This is a genomic window from Burkholderia sp. SRS-W-2-2016 (assembly GCF_001931485.1).
GTDB lineage: Bacteria > Pseudomonadota > Gammaproteobacteria > Burkholderiales > Burkholderiaceae > Paraburkholderia.
Genome location: NZ_MSDV01000055.1, coordinates 64,986 through 86,776 on the forward strand (window position 1 = coordinate 64,986; position 21,791 = coordinate 86,776).

Here is a 21,791-nt window from a genome sequence, read left to right on the forward strand (position 1 = left end):
ATTGAACGAAGCCGCCGCGCCGGCGAGGGCGGGGCGGCATTGGCGCATGGCCGTTGCGGATTGCGCGTCGGTGGACTACAGCGAGCCGGCAGGCAATCGGACAACGGCCATTGGCTGGCTGATTGTAAATAAAACGTAATTCAAATGCGAGGATTGTGAAAGCTGCTTGACGTGGCACGCGGATACGCGGCCACGCTGCGCGAGCGCCGAAGACGAGCGCTAAAAACGAGCGCCAAAGAAAAAGCCGCGCGGATCTGCAAAATCCGCGCGGCTGACTCGTCCGATTGATGCGTCGACTCCGACGCGGCGTGTTGAAGGGGCGCTCCCCGCCTGTGGAGCGCCTTCTTTTTTGCGCGCTGAACGCAGGGGTAATACAGAGGCCGAGGCGGGGCCGCTAACGCGGGGCGCCCTGTTGGCGGCTTACGCCGGCAACGCAAAACTCCCGATCGCGTCGCGCAGCACGCCGACCTGATCCTTCAGCGAATGCGCGGCGGCCGCGGCCTGTTCGACGAGCGCCGCATTCTGCTGCGTGACCTGATCCATCTCGCCGACCGCGCGATTGACCTGCTCGATCCCCGCGCTCTGTTCGCGCGACGCATGGCTGATTTCTTCGAGAATCTCGTTCACGCGTTTCACCGACTGCACGATCTCGCCCATCGTCGCGCCCGCGTTGGCGACCAGCGACGCGCCCGTCTCGACGGTATCGGTCGAGGTTTCGATCAGCGCCTTGATCTCCTTGGCCGCGGTCGCCGAGCGCTGCGCGAGGCTGCGCACCTCGGCGGCGACCACCGCGAAGCCGCGGCCCTGTTCGCCGGCGCGGGCTGCTTCGACCGCCGCGTTGAGCGCGAGGATGTTCGTCTGAAACGCGATGCCGTCGATCACCCCGATGATGTCGCCGATCTGCCGCGAGCTCGCGGTGATCTCGCCCATCGTGCGCACCACGTCGTCGACGACCCGGCTGCCGCGCGTCGCGACGTTGGCCGCGTCGCTCGCGAGCTGCGCGGCCTGCAGCGCGCTGTCGGCGTTCTGCTTCACGTTGACGGTCATCTGGTCCATGCTCGACGCGGTCTGCACGAGCGCCGCCGCCTGCTCCTCGGTGCGTTGCGACAGGTCGGTGTTGCCGGCGGCGATTTCGCTCGCGCCGACGTTGATGTTCTCGGTGCCCTGACGGACCCGCGAAACCGTCTCGACGAGCCCCGCCTGCATCGTGCGCAGCGCATGCAGCAGACTGCTCTGGTCGCGTGAATCGATGTGCACCGGCGTGGCCAGATTGCCTTGCGCCATCAGCCGCGCGTGTTCGACCGCCGCTTCGAGTTCGCCGCCGAGCGAGCGGCGGATGCTGCGCAGCACCAGCAGCATCACGAAGGTGGCGAGGCCGCCGAGCACGGCCGTGATCGCGAGCCAGCGCAGCAGCGTGCGATAGAACGCGCTCTGCACGTCGTCCATATACATGCCGGTCACGAGATACCAGTCCCACGGCGCGAAGCGCATCGAGTAGCTGGTTTTCGGCACCGGCTGCTCGCTGCCCGGCTTGGCCCACAAATAATCGACGAAGCCGCCGCCCTCGCGATTGCCCGCGCGCACGATGTCGACGAACAGATGGTTGCCGGCCGGGTCGGTGAACTGCGCGAGGTTCTTGCCGACCATCTCGGTCTTGAACGGATGCATCAGCATGACCGGCTGCGAATCGTTGATCGAGATGTAGCCGTCGCTGCCGTAGCGCATCGCGGCGAGTGTGGCGAGCGCCTGTTTTTTCGCGTCGTCTTCCGACAGCGCATGCTGCTGCGCGAGCGCGTAATAGCGGCCGACCACGTGATTGGCCTGGTCGATCAGCGAGCGCAATTGATCGCGCCGGTCGGCAATCATCGCGGTGCGATGCTGCCACGCGCCGAAGCCGCCGATCAGGATCAGACCGACCCACATCACGGCGATCATCGAGGCGAGTTTTCGGTTCAGAGTCATAGCGAGGGGGAAGGGCTTATAGCCGCTTGGGTCCGTTGGAGTGGCGGTCGGGTTGCCGCTTGCTGTGTTTACGGCGCACGGTGCGCTTCATGCAGGCAGGGGAAACCCGCTGTTTTTGCGCGGCTATTCGTCTGATTAATCAGCGGTTTATAGAGACTCCGCGCGGTAAAAACGCCGTCAATCCGGGCGGGATTTTTGACGAATTCATATAGGCGGTAATTGATCGATTAAGCGGCCAATTCGACGCGAAGCCGATAAAAAAAATAGCGTTTATATAAACGCGCAAAATCCCGCCGCAATTGCCGCCCCGCGCGCCGCGATGTGGCAGGGGAAGCGCAAAACGACACATTTTTCCACTTAACCGCAACCCGAAAAACTCATCGCCCGTTTCAACCGCCTGTCATAAAAAATTCCGCTATAGTCGCCCTTTTCCAGTCGCAGCCGGGCACAGAACAACGTCAATAAGCCCGCCACCAGGAGTAGCGAAAAAAATGAATGCACGCGAACCCGCCTTTGTTTCCACGTCCCGCAGCGCACGTCTGCGCCAGATGCTCGTCAGCAACGAACTCGAATTCATGATGGAGGCCCATAACGGCCTGTCCGCGCGGATCGTGCGCGAAGCCGGCTTCAAGGCGATCTGGGGCTCGGGCCTCGCGATCTCCGCGCAGTTCGGCGTGCGCGACAACAACGAGGCGAGCTGGACCCAGGTGGTCGACACGCTCGAATTCATGGCCGACGCGAGCGATCTGCCGATCCTGCTCGACGGCGACACCGGCTACGGCAACTTCAACAACGTGCGCCGGCTGGTGCGCAAGCTCGAACAGCGCGGCATCGCCGGCGTGTGTATCGAAGACAAACAGTTTCCGAAGACCAACAGCTTCATCAATGGCGAAGCGCAACCGCTCGCCGATATCGACGAGTTCTGCGGCAAGATCAAGGCCGGCAAGGATTCGCAGACCGACGAGAATTTCTCGATCGTCGCGCGCGTCGAGGCGCTGATCGCCGGCTGGGGCATGGACGAAGCGCTGCGCCGCGCGGAGGCGTATCGCCAGGCCGGCGCCGACGCGATCCTGATTCACAGCAAGCTGTCGCGCCCCGACGAGATTCTCGAATTCGCGCGCGAATGGGCGGGTCGCGGCCCGCTCGTGATCGTGCCGACCAAGTACTACAGCACGCCGACCGAAGTGTTCCGCGAAGCGGGCATCAGCACCGTGATCTGGGCGAACCATCTGATCCGCGCGGCGACCTCGGCGATGCAGGCGGTCGCGAAGGAAATCCACACGAGCGAAACGCTGGTCAACGTCGAAGACAGCATCGCCGCGGTCAACGAAATTTTCCGCCTGCAGGATGCCGACGAATACTCGGAAGCCGAAGACCGCTATCTGTCCGGCGGCCGCGTCGCGGGCTCCGCGGTGGTGCTCGCCGCGAGCCGCGGCAAGGGCCTCGAAGCGGTCACCGAAGACCGTCCGAAGGTGATGCTGCCGATCGCCGGCAAGCCGCTGCTGCGCTGGCTCGTCGATGCGTTCAAGAAGCAGAACGTCAACGACATCACCGTGGTCGGCGGCTATCGCGCCGATGCGATCGACACCGCCGGCATCCGCCTCGTCGTCAACGAACAGCATGCGCAGACCGGCGAACTCGCGTCGCTCGCGTGCGCGCTGGACAAGCTGAACGGCGACACCGTGATCTCGTACGGCGATCTGCTGTTCCGCAGCTACATCCTGCGCGATCTGGTCGAGAGCGAAGCGGACTTCAGCGTGGTCGTCGATTCGTCGCTGACCGATACGGAAAACGCCAGCGTGCGCGATTTCGCGTGGTGCTCGGCGGCCGACGACCGCGGTCTGTTCGGCACCAAGGTCGTGCTGCGCCATGTCGCGAGCGGCCAGGAACAGTCGGGCGCGGCAGTCGGCGGCCAGGCGCCGCACGGCCGCTGGATGGGTCTGCTGAACGTGCGCGGCGCGGGCCGTGAGCGTTTGCAGGCGGTGATGAGCGAGCTGCAAAAGCGCGCCGATTTCGCGTCGCTCGACATGCCGGCGCTCTTGAACGCGCTGGTCGAAGCGGGCGAGTCGATCGAAGTGCAATACGTGCACGGCCACTGGCGCGGCGTCAACGATCTCGACGACTTCCGCCGCGCGGGCGACTTCGCGCATGCGCAGGCACCGTTCGCGAGCGCGGTCGGCGAGGCTCGCGATGCCGCCCACGGAGGCGCGCAATGATCGAAGCGGCACAGTTCGTCGAGGCGGCGCGCGAGCGCGGTTTCGACTGGTACGCGGGCGTGCCGTGCTCGTATCTGACGCCGTTCATCAACTACGTGCTGCAGGACGAATCGCTGCACTACGTGTCGGCGGCCAACGAGGGCGACGCGGTCGCGCTGATCGCCGGCGTCGCGCTCGGCGCGCGGAACGGCCGGCGCGGCATCACGATGATGCAGAACTCGGGGCTCGGCAACGCGGTGAGCCCGCTCACATCGTTGACGTGGACCTTCCGTCTGCCGCAACTGCTGATCGTCACGTGGCGCGGCCAGCCGGGCGTACCGGACGAACCGCAGCACGCGCTGATGGGCCCGGTCACGCCGGCGATGCTCGACACGATGGAAATTCCGTGGGAGACCTTCCCGACCGAAGCGGACAAGATCGGCCCGGCGCTCGACCGCGCGACCGCGCATATGGATGCCACTGGCCGTCCGTACGCGCTGGTCATGCAGAAGGGCAGCGTCGCGCCGTACGAGCTGAAGGATGCCGCCGCGCCCGCGCGCAAGACCCCGGTCGCGGCGCGCGCGCAGTTCCGCGCGGTTGACGCGAACGAACTGGCGAGCCGTCACGACGCGCTGCAAAAGGTCATTGCGCACACGCCGCTCGACTCGACGGTGGTGCTCGCGTCGACCGGCTTCTGCGGCCGGGAACTCTATGCGATCGACGATCGCGCGAACCAGCTGTACATGGTCGGCTCGATGGGCTGCGTGACGCCGTTCGCGCTCGGTCTCGCGCTCTCGCGTCCCGATCTGCGGGTGGTCGCGCTCGACGGCGACGGCGCCGCGCTGATGCGCATGGGCGTGTTCGCGACGCTCGGCGCGTACGGTCCCGCGAATCTCACGCACGTGCTGCTCGACAACGGCGCGCACGACTCGACCGGCGGCCAGGCGACGGTGTCGTCGCAGGTGTCGTTCGCGGGCGTCGCGGCCGCGTGCGGCTATGCGTCGGCGGTGGAAAGCGACGACCCGGCCGTGCTCGACGAGCTGTTCGAAGCCGCGCCGCTCGCCGGCCCGCGTTTCGTACGCCTGACGATCCGCCGCGGCACGCCGGACGGCCTGCCGCGCCCGACCATCACGCCGCCCGATGTGAAAACGCGCCTGATGCGCCACATCGGCGCGCACTGAAACCACGCTCAAGCTCAAGCAAGGAACGCCGATGCTGCTGCTCAATCCCGGTCCGGTGACGTTGACCGAACGCGTCCGCAACAGCCTGTTGCAGACCGACCTGTGCCATCGCGAAAGCGAGTTTTTCGACCTGCAGGAAGAGGCGCGCACGCGTCTGGTCGAGGTCTACGGGCTCGATCCGCAGGAATGGCAAGCTGTACTGATGACCGGCTCCGGCACCGCGGCGGTCGAAAGCATGACGGCCGCGCTGGTGCCGCAGAACGGCAAGCTGCTGGTGGTCGAAAACGGCGTGTACGGCGAGCGGATCGCGCAGATCGCGACGCAATACGGCATCGCGCATGAAACGCTGAAGCACGGCTGGATGGACGCGCCCGATCTCGCGCAGATCGCTCAACGTCTGGACGCGGACAAATCGTTCACGCACGTCGCGGTGATCCATCACGAGACCACCACCGGGCGCCTGAACGACATCGCCGCGCTCGGCGCAATCTGCCGCGCGCGCGGGCTGCGTCTGCTGGTGGACGGCGTCAGCAGTTTCGGCGCCGAGACGATCGATTTCGCCGACGCGTCGCTCGACGCGGTCGCCGCGACCGCCAACAAGTGCCTGCACGGGGTGCCGGGCGCGTCGTTCGTGATCGTGCGGCGCGCGGCGCTCGCGCAGGCGGCGAGCCGCACGTACTACCTCGATCTGGGCCGGCTCGCGCGCTTGCAGGATCAGCGCAATACGCCGTTCACGCCGTCGGTGCATGCGTATTACGCGCTGGTCGAAGCGCTGCGCGAACTCGCCGACGAAGGCGGCTGGCAGGCGCGTCACGCGCGCTATGCGGCGCTCGCCGAGCAGGTGCGCGCGGGTCTCGCCGCGCGTGGGATGGCCAGCGTGTTGCCGGCCGAGCAGTCGTCGGTGGTGCTGCGCGCGTACCGGCTGCCGGACGGCATCGGCTATCCGCAACTGCACGACGCGCTGAAGGCGCGCGGCTTCGTGATCTACGCGGGGCAGGGCGGTTTGTCGGCGGAGCTGTTCCGCATCTCGACGATGGGCAACATCCACGCGGCCGATGTTGAACGGCTGCTGGATGGCTTCAGCGAATTGATGCGCTGATGCGCTGAAGGGCGCGCGGCGCAAGCCGCGCCGTCGTCATCTTTCAAGCGCTACCCGCCACCCGTCACCTTTACTTTGGCTTACACCGGATCCTTGTCCGGCGGCCCGTCGGGCCGCTGCGGTTCCTCGACGTGATGACCCGGCGACGGCGGCACGAGCGGATCGGCTTCCGGGTCGCGGTTCGGGTCGGCGTTCGGATCGGGAATCGGGGTGGTGTGCATGTCGTAGCTCATTGCGTCACCTGTGCGTTGGAAATGCGCGGGTCCGGGGCGGGCCAGCCCCCCGGTGTGCCGGCGCGTATCGCGCATGCCGGCTGTTTGTCTCAAGCGTAGGCGTTCGCCGCGCTTCCTGCTCGTTACTTTCTCGTGCTTTTCGCGCTCCGGCGGCCGACGCTCAATTGCCAGTAGCGCTCGGTCGCGAACACGTCGTCGTAATTGCCGGGGCCGAACGCGCGCAACTGGCTCGCGTACGCGTTGACCGCCTCGCGTTTGAGTTGCGCGCGGCGCTGCATGTCGATCGTATGGCTCGCGCTCGGCGTGGCCGGCGTCGCGACGATGCCGCGCTGCGCGAGATCGGCGAGGCGAGCCTGCACCGCGCCCGGCGCGCGGCGGTGAATCGCTTCTTCATAGCCGAACCAGTCCAGATGCGTGAGCCGCGGCAGGATTTCGCAGCAGGCTTCGAAGACCCGCGCGTGGTCGTCGTGATGCAGGCCGAGCGGCATCAGCAGCGTATTGGCGGTGGTCCGGTAGATCGTCTCCTCGAGCGCGGCGGCCATCTGGCTGATCGACGGCGAATCCGCGTACTGGCTGTCGCGAAACGGCATGCGCAGCGGAATTGCGTCGAGCACCTCGAGCGCGAGATTGTCTTCGAGCGTGCGTTGGTGGATCGCCTCGTGCGCATCCGCGAAGCCGGAGCGCTCGTCCCAGTCGGTATGCATCGCGTGTTCGGGGGGCGCCGCGAACACCGTGCAGACCGCGGCGTCCGGATGCGCGGCGAGCAACGCGCCGCAGCTGAAGACGGCATCGTCGAAATGCGGCGAGACGATGAAAAGGCGTGGGCTGGTTTCGCTCATGGGCGGGCGGCGGGTGGTGTCGGGATCGTTGGAAGCCTCGTCGCCGCGCGCGAAAACGCGGCGTCACAACAGCTTAGGCGTAAATGCAGAGGATTGCGCGAGTGGCTTGAGGTTGCGCAAGCGCTGTGCCTGCTGACTTTGCCCGGTGACTTGCCCGCTGACTGCCAGGTGAAGTGCTTTGGTGGATGCGCTTGCGCGTCGCGCGTTTGGTTCTGTGCCCGCGTGCCCGAACCACCGCTAGATTCCGCGCAAATCCTCGGGCGTGTCCACGTCGCGCAAAACGCCCGGATCGTCGACCGCGATGCGTGTGAGCGCCGGCGACATCAGCAGTGCTTTCGCGCCGGTATCGCCGTCGAGCGCGAGCAACGCGTCGCGATGCTCGCTGCCGAAGCCGACCGGATGGCCGCGCTGGCCGGCATGGAACGGCGCGACCAGCGACGCGCCCGCGTCGAGCGCGCGGGCCACCGCTTCGATGCTCGGCAGCGCGATGCGCGGCATGTCGGCCAACGCGACGATCCAGCCTTCGGCGTCGGCGCTGGCCGCGATCCCCGCCGCGAGGCTCGCGCCCATCCCGCGTTCGGCGCTGGCCGCGAACACCACGTCGCAGCCGGCGTCGTTCAGCACGCGAGCCAGCGCATCCGAGCCGGGCCGCACGATCGCCAGCACGCTCGACACGACGCCCAGCAGCCGATGCGCGGCCTCGTGCGCCACCGGCGTGCCGTCCGGCAGACGGGCGAGCAGTTTGTTATGGAGTCCGTGAGGATCGAAGCGCGTGCCGTAGCCGGCGGCGAGCAGGATGCCAGTGGCGAGCGAGGCGTAGGCCATCGGCGGATACCGGTAGACAGAATGACAGCGATTGTGCGATGCAACGGGAGGCGAGGCAAGCGCCAAAAGTAGCGCGCGCCTCGCCGCCGTCACACCTGCGTCGTGTGCATCACCTTGTCCAGCGTGATCGGCAGATCGCGCACCCGCACGCCGGTCGCGTTGTACACCGCGTTCGCGATCGCCGCGACCACGCCGGTAATGCCGATCTCGCCGATCCCGCGCACGCCGAGCGAGTTGATATACGGATCGGGTTGGTCGATAAAGGTCACGTCGAGCGTACCGATGTCCGCATTCACCGGCACGTGATACTCGGCGAGGTTCGCATTGGTGAAGCGCCCATAACGCGTGTCGAGCGTGCTTTCCTCCTCCAGCGCCGCGCCGATCCCCCACACGAGGCCGCCGATCATCTGGCTATTGGCGGTCTTGCGGTTCAGCACGCGGCCGACGTCGTAGACCGCGACCACCCGCGGCACGCGAATCGTGCCGAGTTCGGCATCGACGTGCACCTCGACGAAGACCGCGCCGAACGAGTGAAACGAGTACTTCTGCTTTTCGTCGCCGCGCTTCGCGGTCGCGCTCGCCTCGATCGGCTGGCCGCCCGCGCGCGCGATGATCGCCGCGGCCGGGTCGCGTTTGCCGGGCTGCGAGCGGCTGACGACCCAGCCGTTTTCGACCGTCACGTCGTCGAGCGCGAGAGCGTGCACGGGCGATGCCGGATCGGCCAGCGCCAGCGCGATCAGCTGGTTGCGCGCCTGGCTGGCCGCGTCGCGCACCGCCGGCGACACGCTCGCCGCCGACTGCGAGCCGCCCGACACCGGCGCGCGCGGCAGCGTCGAATCGCCGAGTGCGAAGTGGATGTTCTCGGGCGCGAAGCCGAGCGCGTCGGCGGCGACCTGGGTCATCACCGTGTAGGTGCCGGTGCCGAGGTCCTGGGTGCCCGACGCGACCATCGCGGTGCCGTCCGGCAGGATCCGCGCGAGCGCCGACGCGTCGCTGCGGTTGGCCGGATAGGTCGCGGTCGCCATCCCCATGCCGATCAGCGTGTTGCCGTCGCGCCGCGAACGCGGCGTCGCCGGGCGGCGCGACCAGCCGAATTTCTCCGCGCCGATCTGGTAACACTCGCGCAGCGACTTGCCGGACCACGGCTTGTGCTCCTGCGGATCGCTGTCCGCGTAGTTCTTCACGCGCAGCGCGAGCGGGTCCATGTGCAGCGCGGCGGCCAGTTCGTCCATCGCCGATTCGAGTGCGAACGAACCGGTGGTTTCGCCCGGCGCGCGCATGAAGGTCGGCGTGCCGACGTTTAGCTGCACGAGCCGGTGCGTGGTGATCTGGTTGGGCACCGCGTACAGCATCCGCGTGACCATGCAGCAGGTCTCGGTCCAGTCCTCGATCATCGACGTGTTCGAGATGCTGTCGTGGCGCATCGCGGTCAGCGTGCCGTCGCGCCGCGCGGCGAGCACGAAATGCTGCTCGGTGCGCGGGCGCGCGCCGACCGGGCCGAACATCTGCGGCCGTTCGAGCGCGAGCCGCACCGGCCGGCCGGTTTGCCGCGCGGCCATCGCGCACAGCGACACATGCGACCAGGACGAGCCCTTGCAGCCGAAGCCGCCGCCGATCAGCGGCGAAATCACCCGCACGTCGCTGGTTGGGATACCGAAGGTTTTCGCGACCGCCTGCGCGGCGCCGCTCACGCCTTGCGTCGAGTCGTACAGCGTCAGTTGCGGGCCGTCCCAGTGCGCCATCGTCGCGTGCGGCTCCATCGGGTTGTGATGCTCGATCGGCGTCGTGTAGGTCGCGTCGATATGTACGTCACCGGCGCGCATGCCGTCCTCGAAGCTGCCGCGCCGGGTGTCCGTCTGACGGCCCTGCGGATTGTCCGGCGCGTGCATTTGCGGTTTGGCCGCGTCGAAATCGAGCGCCGCGGAGCCCGGCTGATAGCCGATCCGCAACTGGCGCGCGGCATCGGTCGCGCGTTCGAGCGTATCGGCGACCACCACCGCGACCGGCTCGTTGCTGTAATGCACTTCGTTATCCTGCAGAAGCGTCAGATGCCGGCCGGCGGGCGGCGCGAGCGCCGGCTTGCCGCCGTTCGGCAGGCGCGGCGCGTTCTGGTAGGTCATTACCAGCAGCACGCCGGGCAATGCTTCGGCGCGACTCGCGTCGATCGATGCGATCTTGCCGCTCGCGATCGTGCTGGTCACCAGCACCGCGTGCGCGAGCCGCGCTTCGGGAAATTCGGCCGCGTAGCGCGCGTCGCCGGTCACCTTCATCAAACCGTCGACGCGGTCGAGCGGCTGTCCGAGCAGATTCATGCGATACCTCCCGGTTGTCCGGCGGCCAGCTTGACCGCCCGCACGATCGCGCGTTGCGCGAGCTGCACCTTGAAGCCGTTCTCGCGGCGCGGCTGCGCGCCGCTCAGCGCGGCGGCCGCGGCATTCTTCAGCGTCGCGTCGGTGACCGGCTGGCCGGCCAGCATCTGCTCGGCCGCGTTCGCGCGCCACGGTTTGTGCGCGACGCCGCCGAGCGCGATCCGCGCGCTCTGCACGCGCTCGCCGTCCATCTGCAACGCCGCCGCCACGGAGACGAGCGCGAACGCGTAACTGGCGCGGTCGCGCACCTTCAGATAATGCGAATGCGCGCTGAACAGCGGCGGCGGCAGATCGACCGCGGTGATCAGTTCGCCGGGTTGCAGCGTGGTATCGACGTCGGGCCGCTCGCCGGGCAGCCGGTGAAACTCGCCGAACGCGATCGTGCGCTCGCCGCCGGGACCGCTGACGCGCACCAGCGCATCGAGCGCGGCCAGCGCGACGCTCATGTCGGACGGGTTGACCGCGATGCATTGCGGGCTCGCGCCGAGAATCGCGTGCATCCGGTTGTGGCCGTCGAGCGCCGCGCAGCCGCTGCCGGGCGCGCGCTTGTTGCAGTGGCTGAACGCGGTGTCGTAGAAGTAGCCGCAGCGCGTGCGTTGCAGCAGGTTGCCGCCGACCGTCGCCATGTTGCGCAACTGTGCCGACGCGCCCGCGAGCAGCGCCTGCGACAGCAGCGGGTACTGCTCGCGCACCCGCGCGTGATTGGCCGCGTCGCTGTTGCGCACCAGCGCGCCGATGCGCAGGCCGCCGTCGGGCAGCGCGCTGACCGAGTCGAGCCCGTCGATGTGGGTAATGTCGATCAGACGCAGCGGCCGCGCGACGCCGCCCTTCATCAGATCGAGCAGATTGGTGCCGCCGCCGATAAACACCGCGCCCGGCTGCTGCGCGGCGCGTACCGCGCCGGCGACATCGGCCGCGCGTTCGTAGGAGATCGCATCCATGACGTATCTCCGTTACGCGTTGCCGTGCGCGGCGCGCACCGCGGCGACGATGTTCGCGTACGCGCCGCAGCGGCAGATATTGCCGCTCATGCGCTCGCGTATTTCGTCGTCCGAAAGTTGCGGCGGGCGCGCGCGTACGTCGTTAGTGACGGTGCTCGCTGCACCCTGGCGGAATTCGTCGAGCAGCGCAGTCGCCGAACACAACTGCCCGGGCGTACAGTAGCCGCACTGGAACGCATCGTGTTCGATGAACGCGCGCTGCACCGGACTCAATGCGCCGGTGCTCGACGCGAGGCCTTCGACGGTCGTGATCCGCACGCCTTCGTGCATCACCGCGAGCGTCAGACACGAGTTGATGCGGCGGCCGTCGACCAGCACCGTGCACGCGCCGCATTGGCCGCGATCGCAGCCTTTCTTCGTGCCCATCAGGCCCGCGTATTCGCGCAATGCGTCGAGCAGCGTCACGCGCGGTTCGAGTTGCAGCGTGTAGGTGCGGCCGTTCACGTTTAGCGAAACCGGGCGCGGGGGCACGGGGGGATTCGGTTGTGCCGGTGCTGCGGCCGGGGTCTGCGTCTGGGCTCGCAGATGCGGCGCCGCGCCGATCGTCGCGGCCGCCGCGGCCGATTGCAGGAAGCGGCGACGCGACGGGTGAGAAGGTGAGGAGGACTGTGTAGTTGACTCGGAACGGGCGGTCTCGTCCGCATCCGGCGCTTCGGAAGGCGTGGTCATGACGGTCTGTCGACTCCATTGAAAGGTCAATGCAGGCTGACGACCCGCGTTGTGCTTCAACGCATCGCGTCGAATAGCGGGTGCAGCAAGTTCGGTGCCGTTGCAGCTGTTAACCAGCTGTTAACCGTATGAAAAACTCGCGGCAAGAGCAAAGCCGTTCTGCGCAATTAACGGGGGCTAATATGCGCAATGAAGATGAGTGTGGCGATGAGCGTGCCGGGTATGCGCAGTGCTGGCAGTCGCTAACTGGAGCCCCCCGGTTTGGATCCCCAATGCGTCGCCCGTTCACAGGAGAGCCAATGCAATTCGACTACAGGCACTTCCACATCGATTGCCGCGCGCGTCACGCGGAAGACGGCTGCTATTACGCGCGCGCCAGAATCACCCGCGCCGCGCGGCGCAACGAAGCGCTGCTGACGCACGACTCGGGCGACATCGACGGCTTTGCGAGCGAGGCGGATGCGCTGTGCTGCGCGCGGTCGTGGGCGATCGAATGGTGCGATGTCGCGGCCGACCAGGCTGAAACCGCGCGGTAAGGACGCGATAAGCACGCGGTAAGGAGACACAATCGTGGCGAAGCTGCGGATTGCGACGTTCAACATCAACGGCATCCGTTCGCGTTTGCCGGCGCTGCTGCAATGGCTCGAGCGCGAAGCGCCGGACGTGGTGTGTCTGCAGGAGTTGAAGGCGGTGGACAGCGCGTTTCCGGTCGAGCAGTTGCGCGATGCCGGTTACGGCGCGGTGTGGCACGGCCAGAGCGCATGGAACGGCGTGGCGATTCTGGCGAAGGGCGGCGAGCCGCTGGAGCGGCGGCGCGGTTTGCCCGGCTTCGAGGCGGACACGCACAGCCGTTATCTGGAGGCGGCGGTCGGCGGTGTGCTGATCGCGTGTCTGTATCTGCCGAACGGTAATCCGCAGCCGGGGCCGAAGTTCGATTACAAGCTCGCGTGGTTCGATCATCTGCTCACGCATACCGCGCATCTTTACAAAAGCGGTCACCCGATCGTGATCGCCGGCGACTTCAACGTCGTGCCGACCGACGAGGATATCTACAACCCGCGCTCATGGCTGAAGGATGCGCTGCTGCAACCGGAGAGCCGCGAACGTTACGGCAAGCTGCTCGCGCAGGGCTGGACCGATGCGCTGCGCACGCATTTCGGCGACGAGCGTGTGTACACGTTCTGGGATTATTTCCGCCGGCATTGGGACACCAATTCAGGGCTGCGTATCGATCATCTGCTGCTCAGCGCCGATCTCGCGCCGCGTCTGCGCGATGCGGGCGTGGACCGCTGGGTGCGCGGGGAGCCGCATGCAAGCGATCACGCGCCGACATGGATCGAACTGGAGATAGACGCGGGGCGCAGGAAGAGAGGTAGCTGACGAAGCAGCGGGAGGCGAGGTGGCCCGGCTGGCGCGGACAGCGCGAGGCGAGCCGGTGGGGTTCTGCTGTCGCGCATCGCGCTATTTCGTCCCGGCCTCACGTTCCGCTGCTTCGTTCAGCGTCCGCTTTTAGAAAAGCGCCGGAAAATCCCAGCGCTTTTACCAACCTCAGTAGTCCCGACCGCCGCGCGACCACAGCGCACCCACCACGAATCCGGCGAGTGCCACGACGGCTAGCGTCGTGAGCGGGTTCTCGGCGGTGGCGTCGCGCATCAGGCTGGTGGTGTTCGCGCATAGCTGCTGCGCCTTGCCGCTCAATTCACGAGCCTTGCCCGCCACCTGCTCGCTGGTATCGCCGAGGACATCGCCGACCGCGCTTTGCACCTTGCCCGCGACCTGCTTTACCGCACCTTCCGCTGAATTCGTGTCCATATGCATCGCTCCTGTGGTCATATTTACTTGCGAGCGCGCCGTAATTGCAACGGCGTCGCCCAAGGCCGTCGCGCAGGCCGCGTGAATACGGCGGCGGTCTGCGTCGGTGACGAACCGGCGCAAGAAGCGCGCCCGGCGCGGCCATGGGCGGCGAGGTTAGTCCGAGGTCGGTAAGACCCGAACGCGATGAATACAGCGAGTGTCCGTCAGCGCCGGCGGCGGAAATTGATCCCTATAAAAACAGCCATCAGCATCAGAAAGCCGCCGAACAGCAGCGCGGAATTGACGACCACCTGCCTGAGACCGAGCCGGTCGACGTCGATGAACGGATACGGATAGAAGTCCGACAGGCTGCCGCGCCAGAACGTGATGCCGAGATACGCGAGCGGATAGACGAGCCACAGCAGACAGTGCCGCAGCCGCAGATGAAAGCGCGGTACGAACAGCACCCAGTACAGCGCGGCGAGCATCGGCAGCACGCTGTGCAGCGATTCGTTGAGCAGCCGTCGATACAGCGGCGGCGACCACCAGCCGCGCAACAGCAGGTTGTAAGCGATCCCGACGAACACCATGTAGACGACCACCGCGGTGACGACGGTCGGCTGCCGTAGCCAGCGCACCAGCGGCGCGCGGCTTTTCCACGCGGCGACGCAGGTGAAGCACAGCGCGCACGCGAGCACGGTCAGATTGGTCAGGTAGCTGCTCATGCGCGCGACCGCGTCGAGCACGGTGAGTCCGCGCGCAAGCGTGCGATCGATCGTGACATCGGCTTGCGCGAGCAGCGAGAGCCACGCGATTACGGCGATCATGGCCGCCAGCGTCAGCGACGACACGCTCGGCGTATGCAGCGGAAGCTCGGGTTCGCGGTGTTGGATAGGGGGAGGGGACATGCGCCCGATTCTACCCGCGCGCTGGACGCGCTTGCGTGGGGTGGGGCGCGGTGGCCGTCATCCGGGCGTGGGTGCACAGCAGGTGCAACGCGTGGATGACGGCGCGGGGGTTAGGGCAAATGCTACGGGGTACTACGCGAAGCCGTCGCCACCTGCGCGAGTGCGGGTGCAGGTGCGGGTGCGGGTGCAACGGGTTGCACGCCGGCTTGCGCCGCTGGCTGCACCGCTGGCTGCATCGCCGCCCGCATCGCTGGCTGCGCCGCGACTGGTACCGCCGGTTGCATCGCCGCCTGTCCCGCCGGTTGAAGCCGCGCGGCCACAGCCGGCAGCGCCGCGCCGACCGGCGACGTATCGTCGAGCGAAGTACGCCCGCCGTCATGGAAGAACGCCTGCTCCGCGGCCTTGTTCAGCACCAGGATGCTGATGCGCCGGTTGGTCGGTTCATCGACGACCTGGCGGTTCAGCGGCAGCACATCGGCGAGGCCGCGTACCTGCAGTACTTTTTCGCCATGCATGCCGCCCGCCACCAGCGAGCGGCGCGCGGCGTTCGCGCGCTCGGACGACAGCTCCCAGTTCGAATAGCCTTCGGGGCCGGCGGTGTACGGCACCGCATCGGTGTGACCCGCGATCGAAATACGGTTGTCGACATCGTTCAGCGCCGCGCCGATCTGCGTGAGGATCGTCACCGCGTACGGTTGCAGCTTCGAGCTGCCGGACGCGAACATCGGCCGGTTCTGCGAATCGACGATCTCGATACGCAGTCCTTCATTGGTGATCGAAATGCGGATCTGATCCTTGAACGCTTTGAGCGCCGGGCTCTGTTCGATCAGCGCGGTGAGCTTCGCTTTCAGCTGTTGCAGCTTCTCGGCATCCGCCGGCGTAACAGCGGGCGTCGCCGCGCGCGGCGGCGTCGGCTCGTCCTGGCTTTTCGTGCCGACGCCGGGCCGCGTATCGGAGATATCGCGGCCGCCGCCCTGCACGACGCTCGGCCGCGCGGCGGCGGTGCCCTCGTGTCCGCCGAGCAGACTCGACAGCGGCGTATTGAAGTAATCCTCGATGCCCTGCTTGTCGAATTTCGACGTCGAGCCGAGCAGCCACATCAACAGAAAGAACGCCATCATCGCGGTCACGAAGTCCGCGTACGCGATCTTCCATGCGCCGCCGTGGTGGCCGCCGTGGTCGTCGCCCTTCTTCGAGCGGCGCACGATCACCGGCGCCGGCAGCGCTTCGGCCTCCGCCGGGCGCGATCTTCTTTCGCTCATCGCGTCGCTCCCGCTCAGGCCGACTTCGGCATCTTGGTTGCGCGCACCGCGTCGTCGAGTTCCTGGAAACTCGGGCGATCGGCGGTGAACAGCACCTTGCGGCCGAACTCGACCGCGACCGGCGGCGCGTAGCCGGACAGCGACGCGAGCAGCACCGCCTTCACACACTGGAACGGTTTCGCTTCTGCGCGGCCCTTCGCGTTCAGCAGATCGGCGACCGGGCCGATAAAGCCATACGCGAGCAGAATGCCGAGGAAGGTGCCGACCAGCGCGCCCGCGATCATCTCGCCGAGCACCGCGGGCGGCGCGCCGACCGAGCCCATCGTGTGCACGACGCCCATCACCGCGGCGACGATGCCGAACGCCGGCAGGCCGTCGGCCATCTTCTGGATCGCGTTGGCCGGCACCGCCGATTCCGCGTGATGGGTCGCCAGTTCTTCGTCCATCAGATCCTGCACTTCGAGCACATTGACGTTGCCGCCCGACATCATGCGCAGATAGTCGACGATGAAATCGAGCAGGTGATGATCCTTCAGCACGTGCGAGTACTTCTGGAAGATCGCGCTGTCTTCCGGCGCGTTGACGTCGGCTTCGAGCGCCATCATCCCTTCCTTGCGGGCCTTTTGCAGCAGCTCGTAAAGCAGCGCGATCAGTTCGAGGTATTTCTCTTTCGTGTAGCCGCCGCCCTTGAAGCACGAGGGCAGCGCCTTCAGCGTTTTCTTCAGCGTCGAAACCGGATTGCCGACCACGAACGCGCCGATCGCCGCGCCGAAAATACACAGTAGTTCGAACGGTTGTACGAGAGCCGGCAGATGTCCGCCGACGCCGACGAAACTACCGATCACAGAACCGATCACCAACACCCAGCCGATTACGACAAACATACTCTCTCCGTTTTCCCTTGACGCACGCTCGTGCGAAACCCGCCCTTTTTCAAGGGGTTTTCGTGCGTCGTAAAAAATTCTGCATGGATGGGTAAACGGCCGCGATTCGCTTTTGCTGAAGTGCGCGGCGCGATGAAAGCGGAATATTTTCACCGGATGGTGAGTTTGCTGAACAGGGTGTCGGTAACTTTGTCCGCTTTGCGATTTTCACCTGCCGTCATACCGACCCGTTATGATCGCGAGGCGCAACGTGGTTCAACTTCGCGGTTCATCGTCGCGGTTCATCTTCATACGCAGTCTCTGTCATCGCCGGTTCAAACGTCGCCAAGCGGAGTCACAGCATGAAAACCAGCACCATTGCCGAACGGGAAGCGCGAGGCCGGGCCGCGCGCGAGCATTCGAAGCGTTCGAGCCATCGCGCGCCCGGCGACTTGCAGCGCGATCCGCTCGACCTGCTCAAGCAGAGCAGCGCGGGGCGCATCGACCATCTGCTGCCGCTGCGCTACGGGCGGATGGCCGCGTCGCCGCTGGCGTTCCTGCGCGGCAGCGCGATCGTGCACGCGCACGATCTGAGCAAGGTGCGCGACACGGGTCTGAGCATGCCGGTCTGCGGCGACGCGCATCTGATGAATTTCGGCGGCTTCGCGACGCCCGAGCGGCAACTGGTGTTCGACCTGCACGATTTCGACGAAGTGTCGATCGGCCCGTTCGAATGGGATCTGAAGCGCCTGAGCGCGAGCCTCGTGGTCGCCGCCCGTCAGATGCGACTGAGCCGCGGCACCGCCGAAAATCTCGTGACGAGCGCGGTGAATTCGTACCGCGACCGCATTGCGCACTACGCGCAGCGCGGCGCGCTCGAACTCTGGTACGACCGCATCACGTTCGACCATATGGCGGAAATCGCGTTGACGCCCGAGCGGCGGCGCGCGGTACGGCGCGCGCTGGAACGGGCCGCGAGCCGCACCCACGAAAGCCTGCTGGAAAAAGCGGCCGCGTTCGACGGCGGCCGCTGGACCCTCCACGATGCGCCGCCCGCGCTATTTCATCTGCGCAGCGCCGATAAGCTCGCCGATAAGCTGTTCGCGCCGGCGGAAGCCGACACGTTCCGCAGCGGCAACGGCGACAAGCTGATCCAGCAGATGTGGGCCGATTACCGTCAGTCGATGTCGTCCGAGCGGCGCGAACTGCTCGATCACTTCACGCTGCAGGACATCGCGTTCAGCGTCGCCGGGGTCGGCAGCGTCGGTCTGCGTTGCATGGCGGTGCTGCTGGTCGATCACATGGGCAAGCCGCTATTTCTGCAATTGAAGGAGGCGCGGCCGTCGGTGGTCGGGCAGTTCCATCACGCGCCGGCCGTCAGGCACGAGGGCGAGCGGATCGTCTATGGACAGCGGATGTTGCAGGCCGCAAGCGATGTGTTTCTCGGCTGGACCAGCGGGCCGCTCGGCCGCCATTTCTACGTTCGACAGTTGCGCGAGCTGAAGCTGTCGCCGAATCTCGAACTGTTCGACAGCGACGTGCTCGACGGTTATGCGCGGCTGTGCGGCTGGAGTCTGGCGCGCGCGCATGCGAAGGCGAGCGGTCAGGCGATCGAGGTCAGCGCGTACATCGGCCGCGGTGATCAGTTCGCCGAAGCATTGAGCGGTTATGCGGTGAGCTACGCGGATCAGGTCGAGCGCGACTACGACACGTTCATCAAAGCGGTGCGCAGCGGCGAGCTTCAGACCCGCACCGATGACGATATCGCGGCCGATTTCAGCGGTTAGGGTGTTCCAAACCCCGAACGCAAACCCCGAACCTCACATCTCGACGCGCGCCTCCCGCAGCGTCACGAAGCGCAGTTTGCGCTGCCGCGCCGCTTCGATCACGCTCGGTAGCACCGTGAGAATCAGCGGCTTGCCGTCGAGCGTCAACGCGGCGTTGCCGTCGTGCAGCAACAGGATGTCGCGCGCGGCGAGGCCGTCGAGCAGCCGCCGCGCGACCACGTGAGGATTGCGCTCGCGCGTGTCGTAGCCGCGCCGCGTCCAGGTCGCGAGGCGCAAATCGAGTTTGCGCAACACCGGCTCCAGAAAGATATTGCGCAGGCCGGCCGGCGCGCGGAAAAACATCGGCCGCTCGCCGCTGACGGTTTCGAGCGTGCGCTGCGCGGCGGCGATCTCACGCGTGAGCGCGGCCGGAAACGTCACGGAAAACGTATGCACGTGCACCTGCGAATGATTTTCGAGCGCATGCCCACGCGCGACGATTTCGCGTGCGAGCTGCGGATAACGCTCCACTTTCGCGCCGATGCAGAAAAAGCTCGCGCGCACGCCGAACGCGTCGAGCAGATCGAGCACCTGGGGCGTGACGAGCGGGTCGGGACCGTCGTCGATGGTCAGCGCGATCGCGTCGGTGTTGCGCGGGCTTGCGGGCAGACGGGTCCAGTTCGGGCCGAGCAGCGCGGTGCGCGGCAGCAGGCCGGTGATCGTGAAAATCGCGTGGTTCGCGAAGATCGCGGCGAGCCACCACGGCCACGCGGCGGGCGCGCTCAACCAGCCGGCCAGCACGATCACGTGCCAGGCGATCGTGCCGTTGAGCAGCGCGGAGTTGCGGGTTCGCGGCCAGCGGCGCGGCGGCGCCGGCATGGCGCGCGGCGGCGGGTTAGGGCATTCATTCATTGAAACGTGCTTCCGGTGCGCGTCCCCGGCTGGCGGGAAGGCGGTCAATCATGCGCGATGCGTAACCGCGAACGATACCATCGATGCGGGCCGCGGCGCGTTGCGCACCGGAGCGCTCAGGCCGACAGATAGCGGTAGCCGAGCCACACCGTCAGCGCGACGGATGCCGCCCAGATCAACCCGATCACAACGGCGGCCGCGCGGCTCACCGGACGTTGCGCGGCGAGCGCCGCCGCCGCGCGGTGTTCGGCCATGATGTCCGCGGGGATCAGTTTGACGACCGCGAGGATGCCGAGCGGCACCAGGATCGCGTCATCCAGATAGCCGATCACCGGGATGAAGTCCGGTATCAGGTCGATCGGCGACAGCGCGTAAGCGGCAACGCAAATGGCGAGCGCCTTCGCATACCAGGGCACCCGCGGGTCTCGGGCCGCGAGGTACAGCGCATGGGCGTCGCGCTTGATCGAGCGGGCCCAGTTTTTCAGCTGTCCGGCCATGTGCGCCTTCATCCGTAGCTGCCCGGCGGAAAGCGGATTTTACCGCCGCGCGGTTTGCGTCGCGCCTGCGCGCTGTTGTATGGTGCGTGGCGAAATCAGGCGCGCGTTCTGGCGATACGGAACCCTTGCCGCGAGTGCGCGCGCCGCGACCCAACACAACAGGACAGGAGATACGCGATGTCGGAACAGAACAGCGGGAAAGTGGCGTTGGTAACGGGCGCGGGCAGCGGCATCGGCCGCGCGTGCGCGCTCACGCTCGCGCGGCACGGTTATCGGGTGGTGCTCGCCGGCCGCCGCCAGCAGCCGCTTGATGCGGTCGCTCAGGAAGCCGCGGCGCTGGGCGGCGACGCGCTCGCGGTGTCGTGCGACGTCACCGACGCCGCCAGCGTCGCCGCGCTGTTCGACACGATCCGCGCGCGCTTCGGCCGGCTCGACGTGCTGTTCAACAACGCGGGCCGCAACGGCTCGCCGGTCGATCTCGACGAGCTCGACATCGACGAATGGCGTTCGATCGTCGATACCAATCTGAACGGCGTGTTCCTGTGCACGCGCGCCGCGTTCGGTCTGATGAAAACGCAGAACCCGCGCGGCGGCCGCATCATCAACAACGGCTCGATTTCCGCGCACGCGCCGCGGCCCAACAGTGCGGCCTACACGGCAACCAAGCACGCGATCACCGGCTTGACGAAAGCGGTGTCGCTCGACGGCCGCAAGTACGACATCGTGTGCGGGCAGATCGACATCGGCAACGCGGCGACCGAGATGGCCGCGCGGATGGCGCGCGGGGTGCCGCAGGCGAACGGCGAGATCGTCGCGGAGCCGCTGATGGACGTGCAGCACGTCGCCGACGCGGTGCTGCATATGGCGGCGCTGCCGCTGTCGGCGAACGTGCAGTTCATGACGATCATGGCGACCAAGATGCCGTTTGTCGGCCGCGGCTGACGCGCGCGGCGCGTGCGCGTTCAACTTATACTGAGCGCTTCCCGTTTCCCGCGAAAACGCCGCGCCGTGCCCCCAGCCATACCCAGCGACGACGATCCGCCGCCGCAGCCGCCCGTACAGCCCGAACTCGAAGACTGCTGTCATAGCGGCTGCACGCCGTGCGTGTTCGATCTGTACGACGACGCGTACGACCGCTACCGGACCGCGTTGGCCGCGTGGGAGAAGCGTCGGGCGGAACAGCCGCCAGCCGAAGCGAAGCAGCAAGCCGACGCGAAGCCGGGTGCGAAGCCGGGCGCGAAGCCGGGCGCGAAATCGCCGCGCCGCGCCTCAGGCAGCCACCGTTGAAGCGCGCGATCTTCCCAGTGCCCGTCATGACCGACCTCCAGCTCCCGCCGACCGAACCGCAGCAGCCCGATTCGCCAACCGGTTCCCCGAGCAATCCGCAACCCGCCCTGCAACCCAACCCGCAACCCG

The 21,791-nt window shown here is 66.9% G+C and carries 20 protein-coding genes and 1 pseudogene; 8 read left to right on the top strand and 13 right to left on the bottom strand.

What is annotated here, in order from left to right; all coding sequences use genetic code 11:
• Positions 1-420 precede the first annotated feature (420 nt).
• Positions 421-1,962, bottom strand: coding sequence for a methyl-accepting chemotaxis protein (locus BTH42_RS24005; RefSeq protein WP_075303661.1), 1,542 nt, complete (start codon positions 1,960-1,962; stop codon positions 421-423).
• A 491-nt stretch (positions 1,963-2,453) separates the two neighbouring features.
• On the opposite strand from BTH42_RS24005, the gene aepX reads away from it, so the two are divergent.
• Genes aepX through BTH42_RS24020 form a run of 3 tightly spaced genes read left to right on the top strand, consistent with a single transcriptional unit; the run spans position 2,454 to position 6,437 of the window.
• Positions 2,454-4,178, top strand: a complete 1,725-nt coding sequence (gene aepX, locus BTH42_RS24010) for a phosphoenolpyruvate mutase (RefSeq protein ID WP_075303662.1) — start codon at positions 2,454-2,456, stop codon at positions 4,176-4,178.
• Complete coding sequence (gene aepY, locus BTH42_RS24015) at positions 4,175-5,338, top strand: phosphonopyruvate decarboxylase (protein WP_075303663.1); 1,164 nt, start codon at positions 4,175-4,177, stop codon at positions 5,336-5,338. Before aepX ends, aepY begins: the two co-directional genes overlap by 4 nt.
• 31 nt (positions 5,339-5,369) lie before the next feature.
• Positions 5,370-6,437 carry a 2-aminoethylphosphonate aminotransferase gene (locus tag BTH42_RS24020; protein WP_075303664.1) on the top strand — a complete coding sequence of 356 codons (1,068 nt, stop codon included), beginning with the start codon at positions 5,370-5,372 and terminating at the stop codon, positions 6,435-6,437.
• An 80-nt stretch (positions 6,438-6,517) separates the two neighbouring features.
• On the opposite strand, the gene BTH42_RS35585 is transcribed toward BTH42_RS24020, so the two are convergent.
• The 6 genes from BTH42_RS35585 to BTH42_RS24045 form a co-directional block, all read right to left on the bottom strand.
• Positions 6,518-6,670: a hypothetical protein gene (locus tag BTH42_RS35585; RefSeq protein ID WP_178392228.1), complete on the bottom strand. Its 153-nt coding sequence runs from the start codon at positions 6,668-6,670 to the stop codon at positions 6,518-6,520.
• 122 nt (positions 6,671-6,792) lie between these two features.
• On the bottom strand, positions 6,793-7,509 hold the full coding sequence (locus BTH42_RS24025) for a PIG-L family deacetylase (RefSeq protein ID WP_075303665.1): 717 nt from the start codon (positions 7,507-7,509) through the stop codon (positions 6,793-6,795).
• 237 nt (positions 7,510-7,746) lie between these two features.
• Positions 7,747-8,334 carry an NTP transferase domain-containing protein gene (locus BTH42_RS24030; protein ID WP_075303666.1) on the bottom strand — a complete coding sequence of 196 codons (588 nt, stop codon included), beginning with the start codon at positions 8,332-8,334 and terminating at the stop codon, positions 7,747-7,749.
• An 89-nt stretch (positions 8,335-8,423) separates the two neighbouring features.
• Positions 8,424-10,646, bottom strand: coding sequence for a xanthine dehydrogenase family protein molybdopterin-binding subunit (locus tag BTH42_RS24035; protein ID WP_075303667.1), 2,223 nt, complete (start codon positions 10,644-10,646; stop codon positions 8,424-8,426).
• Entirely contained in the window at positions 10,643-11,644 is a 1,002-nt protein-coding gene (locus tag BTH42_RS24040) for a xanthine dehydrogenase family protein subunit M (RefSeq protein WP_075303668.1), read from the bottom strand. Before BTH42_RS24040 ends, BTH42_RS24035 begins: the two co-directional genes overlap by 4 nt.
• 12 nt (positions 11,645-11,656) lie before the next feature.
• On the bottom strand, positions 11,657-12,373 hold the full coding sequence (locus BTH42_RS24045) for a (2Fe-2S)-binding protein (protein ID WP_075303669.1): 717 nt from the start codon (positions 12,371-12,373) through the stop codon (positions 11,657-11,659).
• A 299-nt stretch (positions 12,374-12,672) separates the two neighbouring features.
• Here BTH42_RS24045 and BTH42_RS24050 point away from each other — a divergent pair, with 299 nt between their 5' ends.
• Both BTH42_RS24050 and BTH42_RS24055 read left to right on the top strand, forming a co-directional pair.
• Positions 12,673-12,909, top strand: coding sequence for a hypothetical protein (locus BTH42_RS24050; protein ID WP_075303670.1), 237 nt, complete (start codon positions 12,673-12,675; stop codon positions 12,907-12,909).
• A gap of 34 nt (positions 12,910-12,943) precedes the next feature.
• The gene (locus tag BTH42_RS24055) at positions 12,944-13,753 is read left to right on the top strand and encodes an exodeoxyribonuclease III (protein WP_075303671.1); all 810 of its coding nucleotides are present in this window, start codon (positions 12,944-12,946) and stop codon (positions 13,751-13,753) included.
• A 168-nt stretch (positions 13,754-13,921) separates the two neighbouring features.
• Here the strand turns inward: BTH42_RS24055 and BTH42_RS24060 are convergent, their stop codons facing one another.
• From BTH42_RS24060 to motA, 4 genes are all read right to left on the bottom strand, one after another.
• Entirely contained in the window at positions 13,922-14,185 is a 264-nt protein-coding gene (locus BTH42_RS24060) for a CsbD family protein (RefSeq protein WP_075303672.1), read from the bottom strand.
• A gap of 206 nt (positions 14,186-14,391) precedes the next feature.
• A complete protein-coding gene (locus tag BTH42_RS24065) occupies positions 14,392-15,075 on the bottom strand; it encodes a Pr6Pr family membrane protein (RefSeq protein ID WP_075303673.1) in 684 nt (227 codons plus the stop codon).
• Positions 15,076-15,197: 122 nt separating this feature from the next.
• Entirely contained in the window at positions 15,198-16,337 is a 1,140-nt protein-coding gene (gene motB, locus BTH42_RS24070) for a flagellar motor protein MotB (RefSeq protein ID WP_083654887.1), read from the bottom strand.
• A 14-nt stretch (positions 16,338-16,351) separates the two neighbouring features.
• Positions 16,352-17,221: a flagellar motor stator protein MotA gene (gene motA, locus BTH42_RS24075; protein ID WP_075303674.1), complete on the bottom strand. Its 870-nt coding sequence runs from the start codon at positions 17,219-17,221 to the stop codon at positions 16,352-16,354.
• A 341-nt stretch (positions 17,222-17,562) separates the two neighbouring features.
• Here motA and BTH42_RS24080 point away from each other — a divergent pair, with 341 nt between their 5' ends.
• On the top strand, positions 17,563-18,987 hold the full coding sequence (locus BTH42_RS24080; protein WP_075303675.1) for a DUF2252 domain-containing protein: 1,425 nt from the start codon (positions 17,563-17,565) through the stop codon (positions 18,985-18,987).
• Positions 18,988-19,020: 33 nt separating this feature from the next.
• Here the strand turns inward: BTH42_RS24080 and BTH42_RS24085 are convergent, their stop codons facing one another.
• On the bottom strand, positions 19,021-19,878 hold the full coding sequence (locus tag BTH42_RS24085; RefSeq protein WP_075303676.1) for a polysaccharide deacetylase family protein: 858 nt from the start codon (positions 19,876-19,878) through the stop codon (positions 19,021-19,023).
• A 116-nt stretch (positions 19,879-19,994) separates the two neighbouring features.
• A pseudogene (locus tag BTH42_RS24090) lies at positions 19,995-20,348 on the bottom strand (YkvA family protein); the annotation flags it as partial.
• Between the two features lie 204 nt (positions 20,349-20,552).
• Here BTH42_RS24090 and BTH42_RS24095 point away from each other — a divergent pair.
• Positions 20,553-21,317, top strand: a complete 765-nt coding sequence (locus BTH42_RS24095; protein ID WP_075303678.1) for an SDR family oxidoreductase — start codon at positions 20,553-20,555, stop codon at positions 21,315-21,317.
• A gap of 66 nt (positions 21,318-21,383) precedes the next feature.
• On the top strand, positions 21,384-21,662 hold the full coding sequence (locus BTH42_RS24100; protein WP_075303679.1) for an oxidoreductase-like domain-containing protein: 279 nt from the start codon (positions 21,384-21,386) through the stop codon (positions 21,660-21,662).
• The last annotated feature ends 129 nt before the right edge of the window (positions 21,663-21,791 follow it).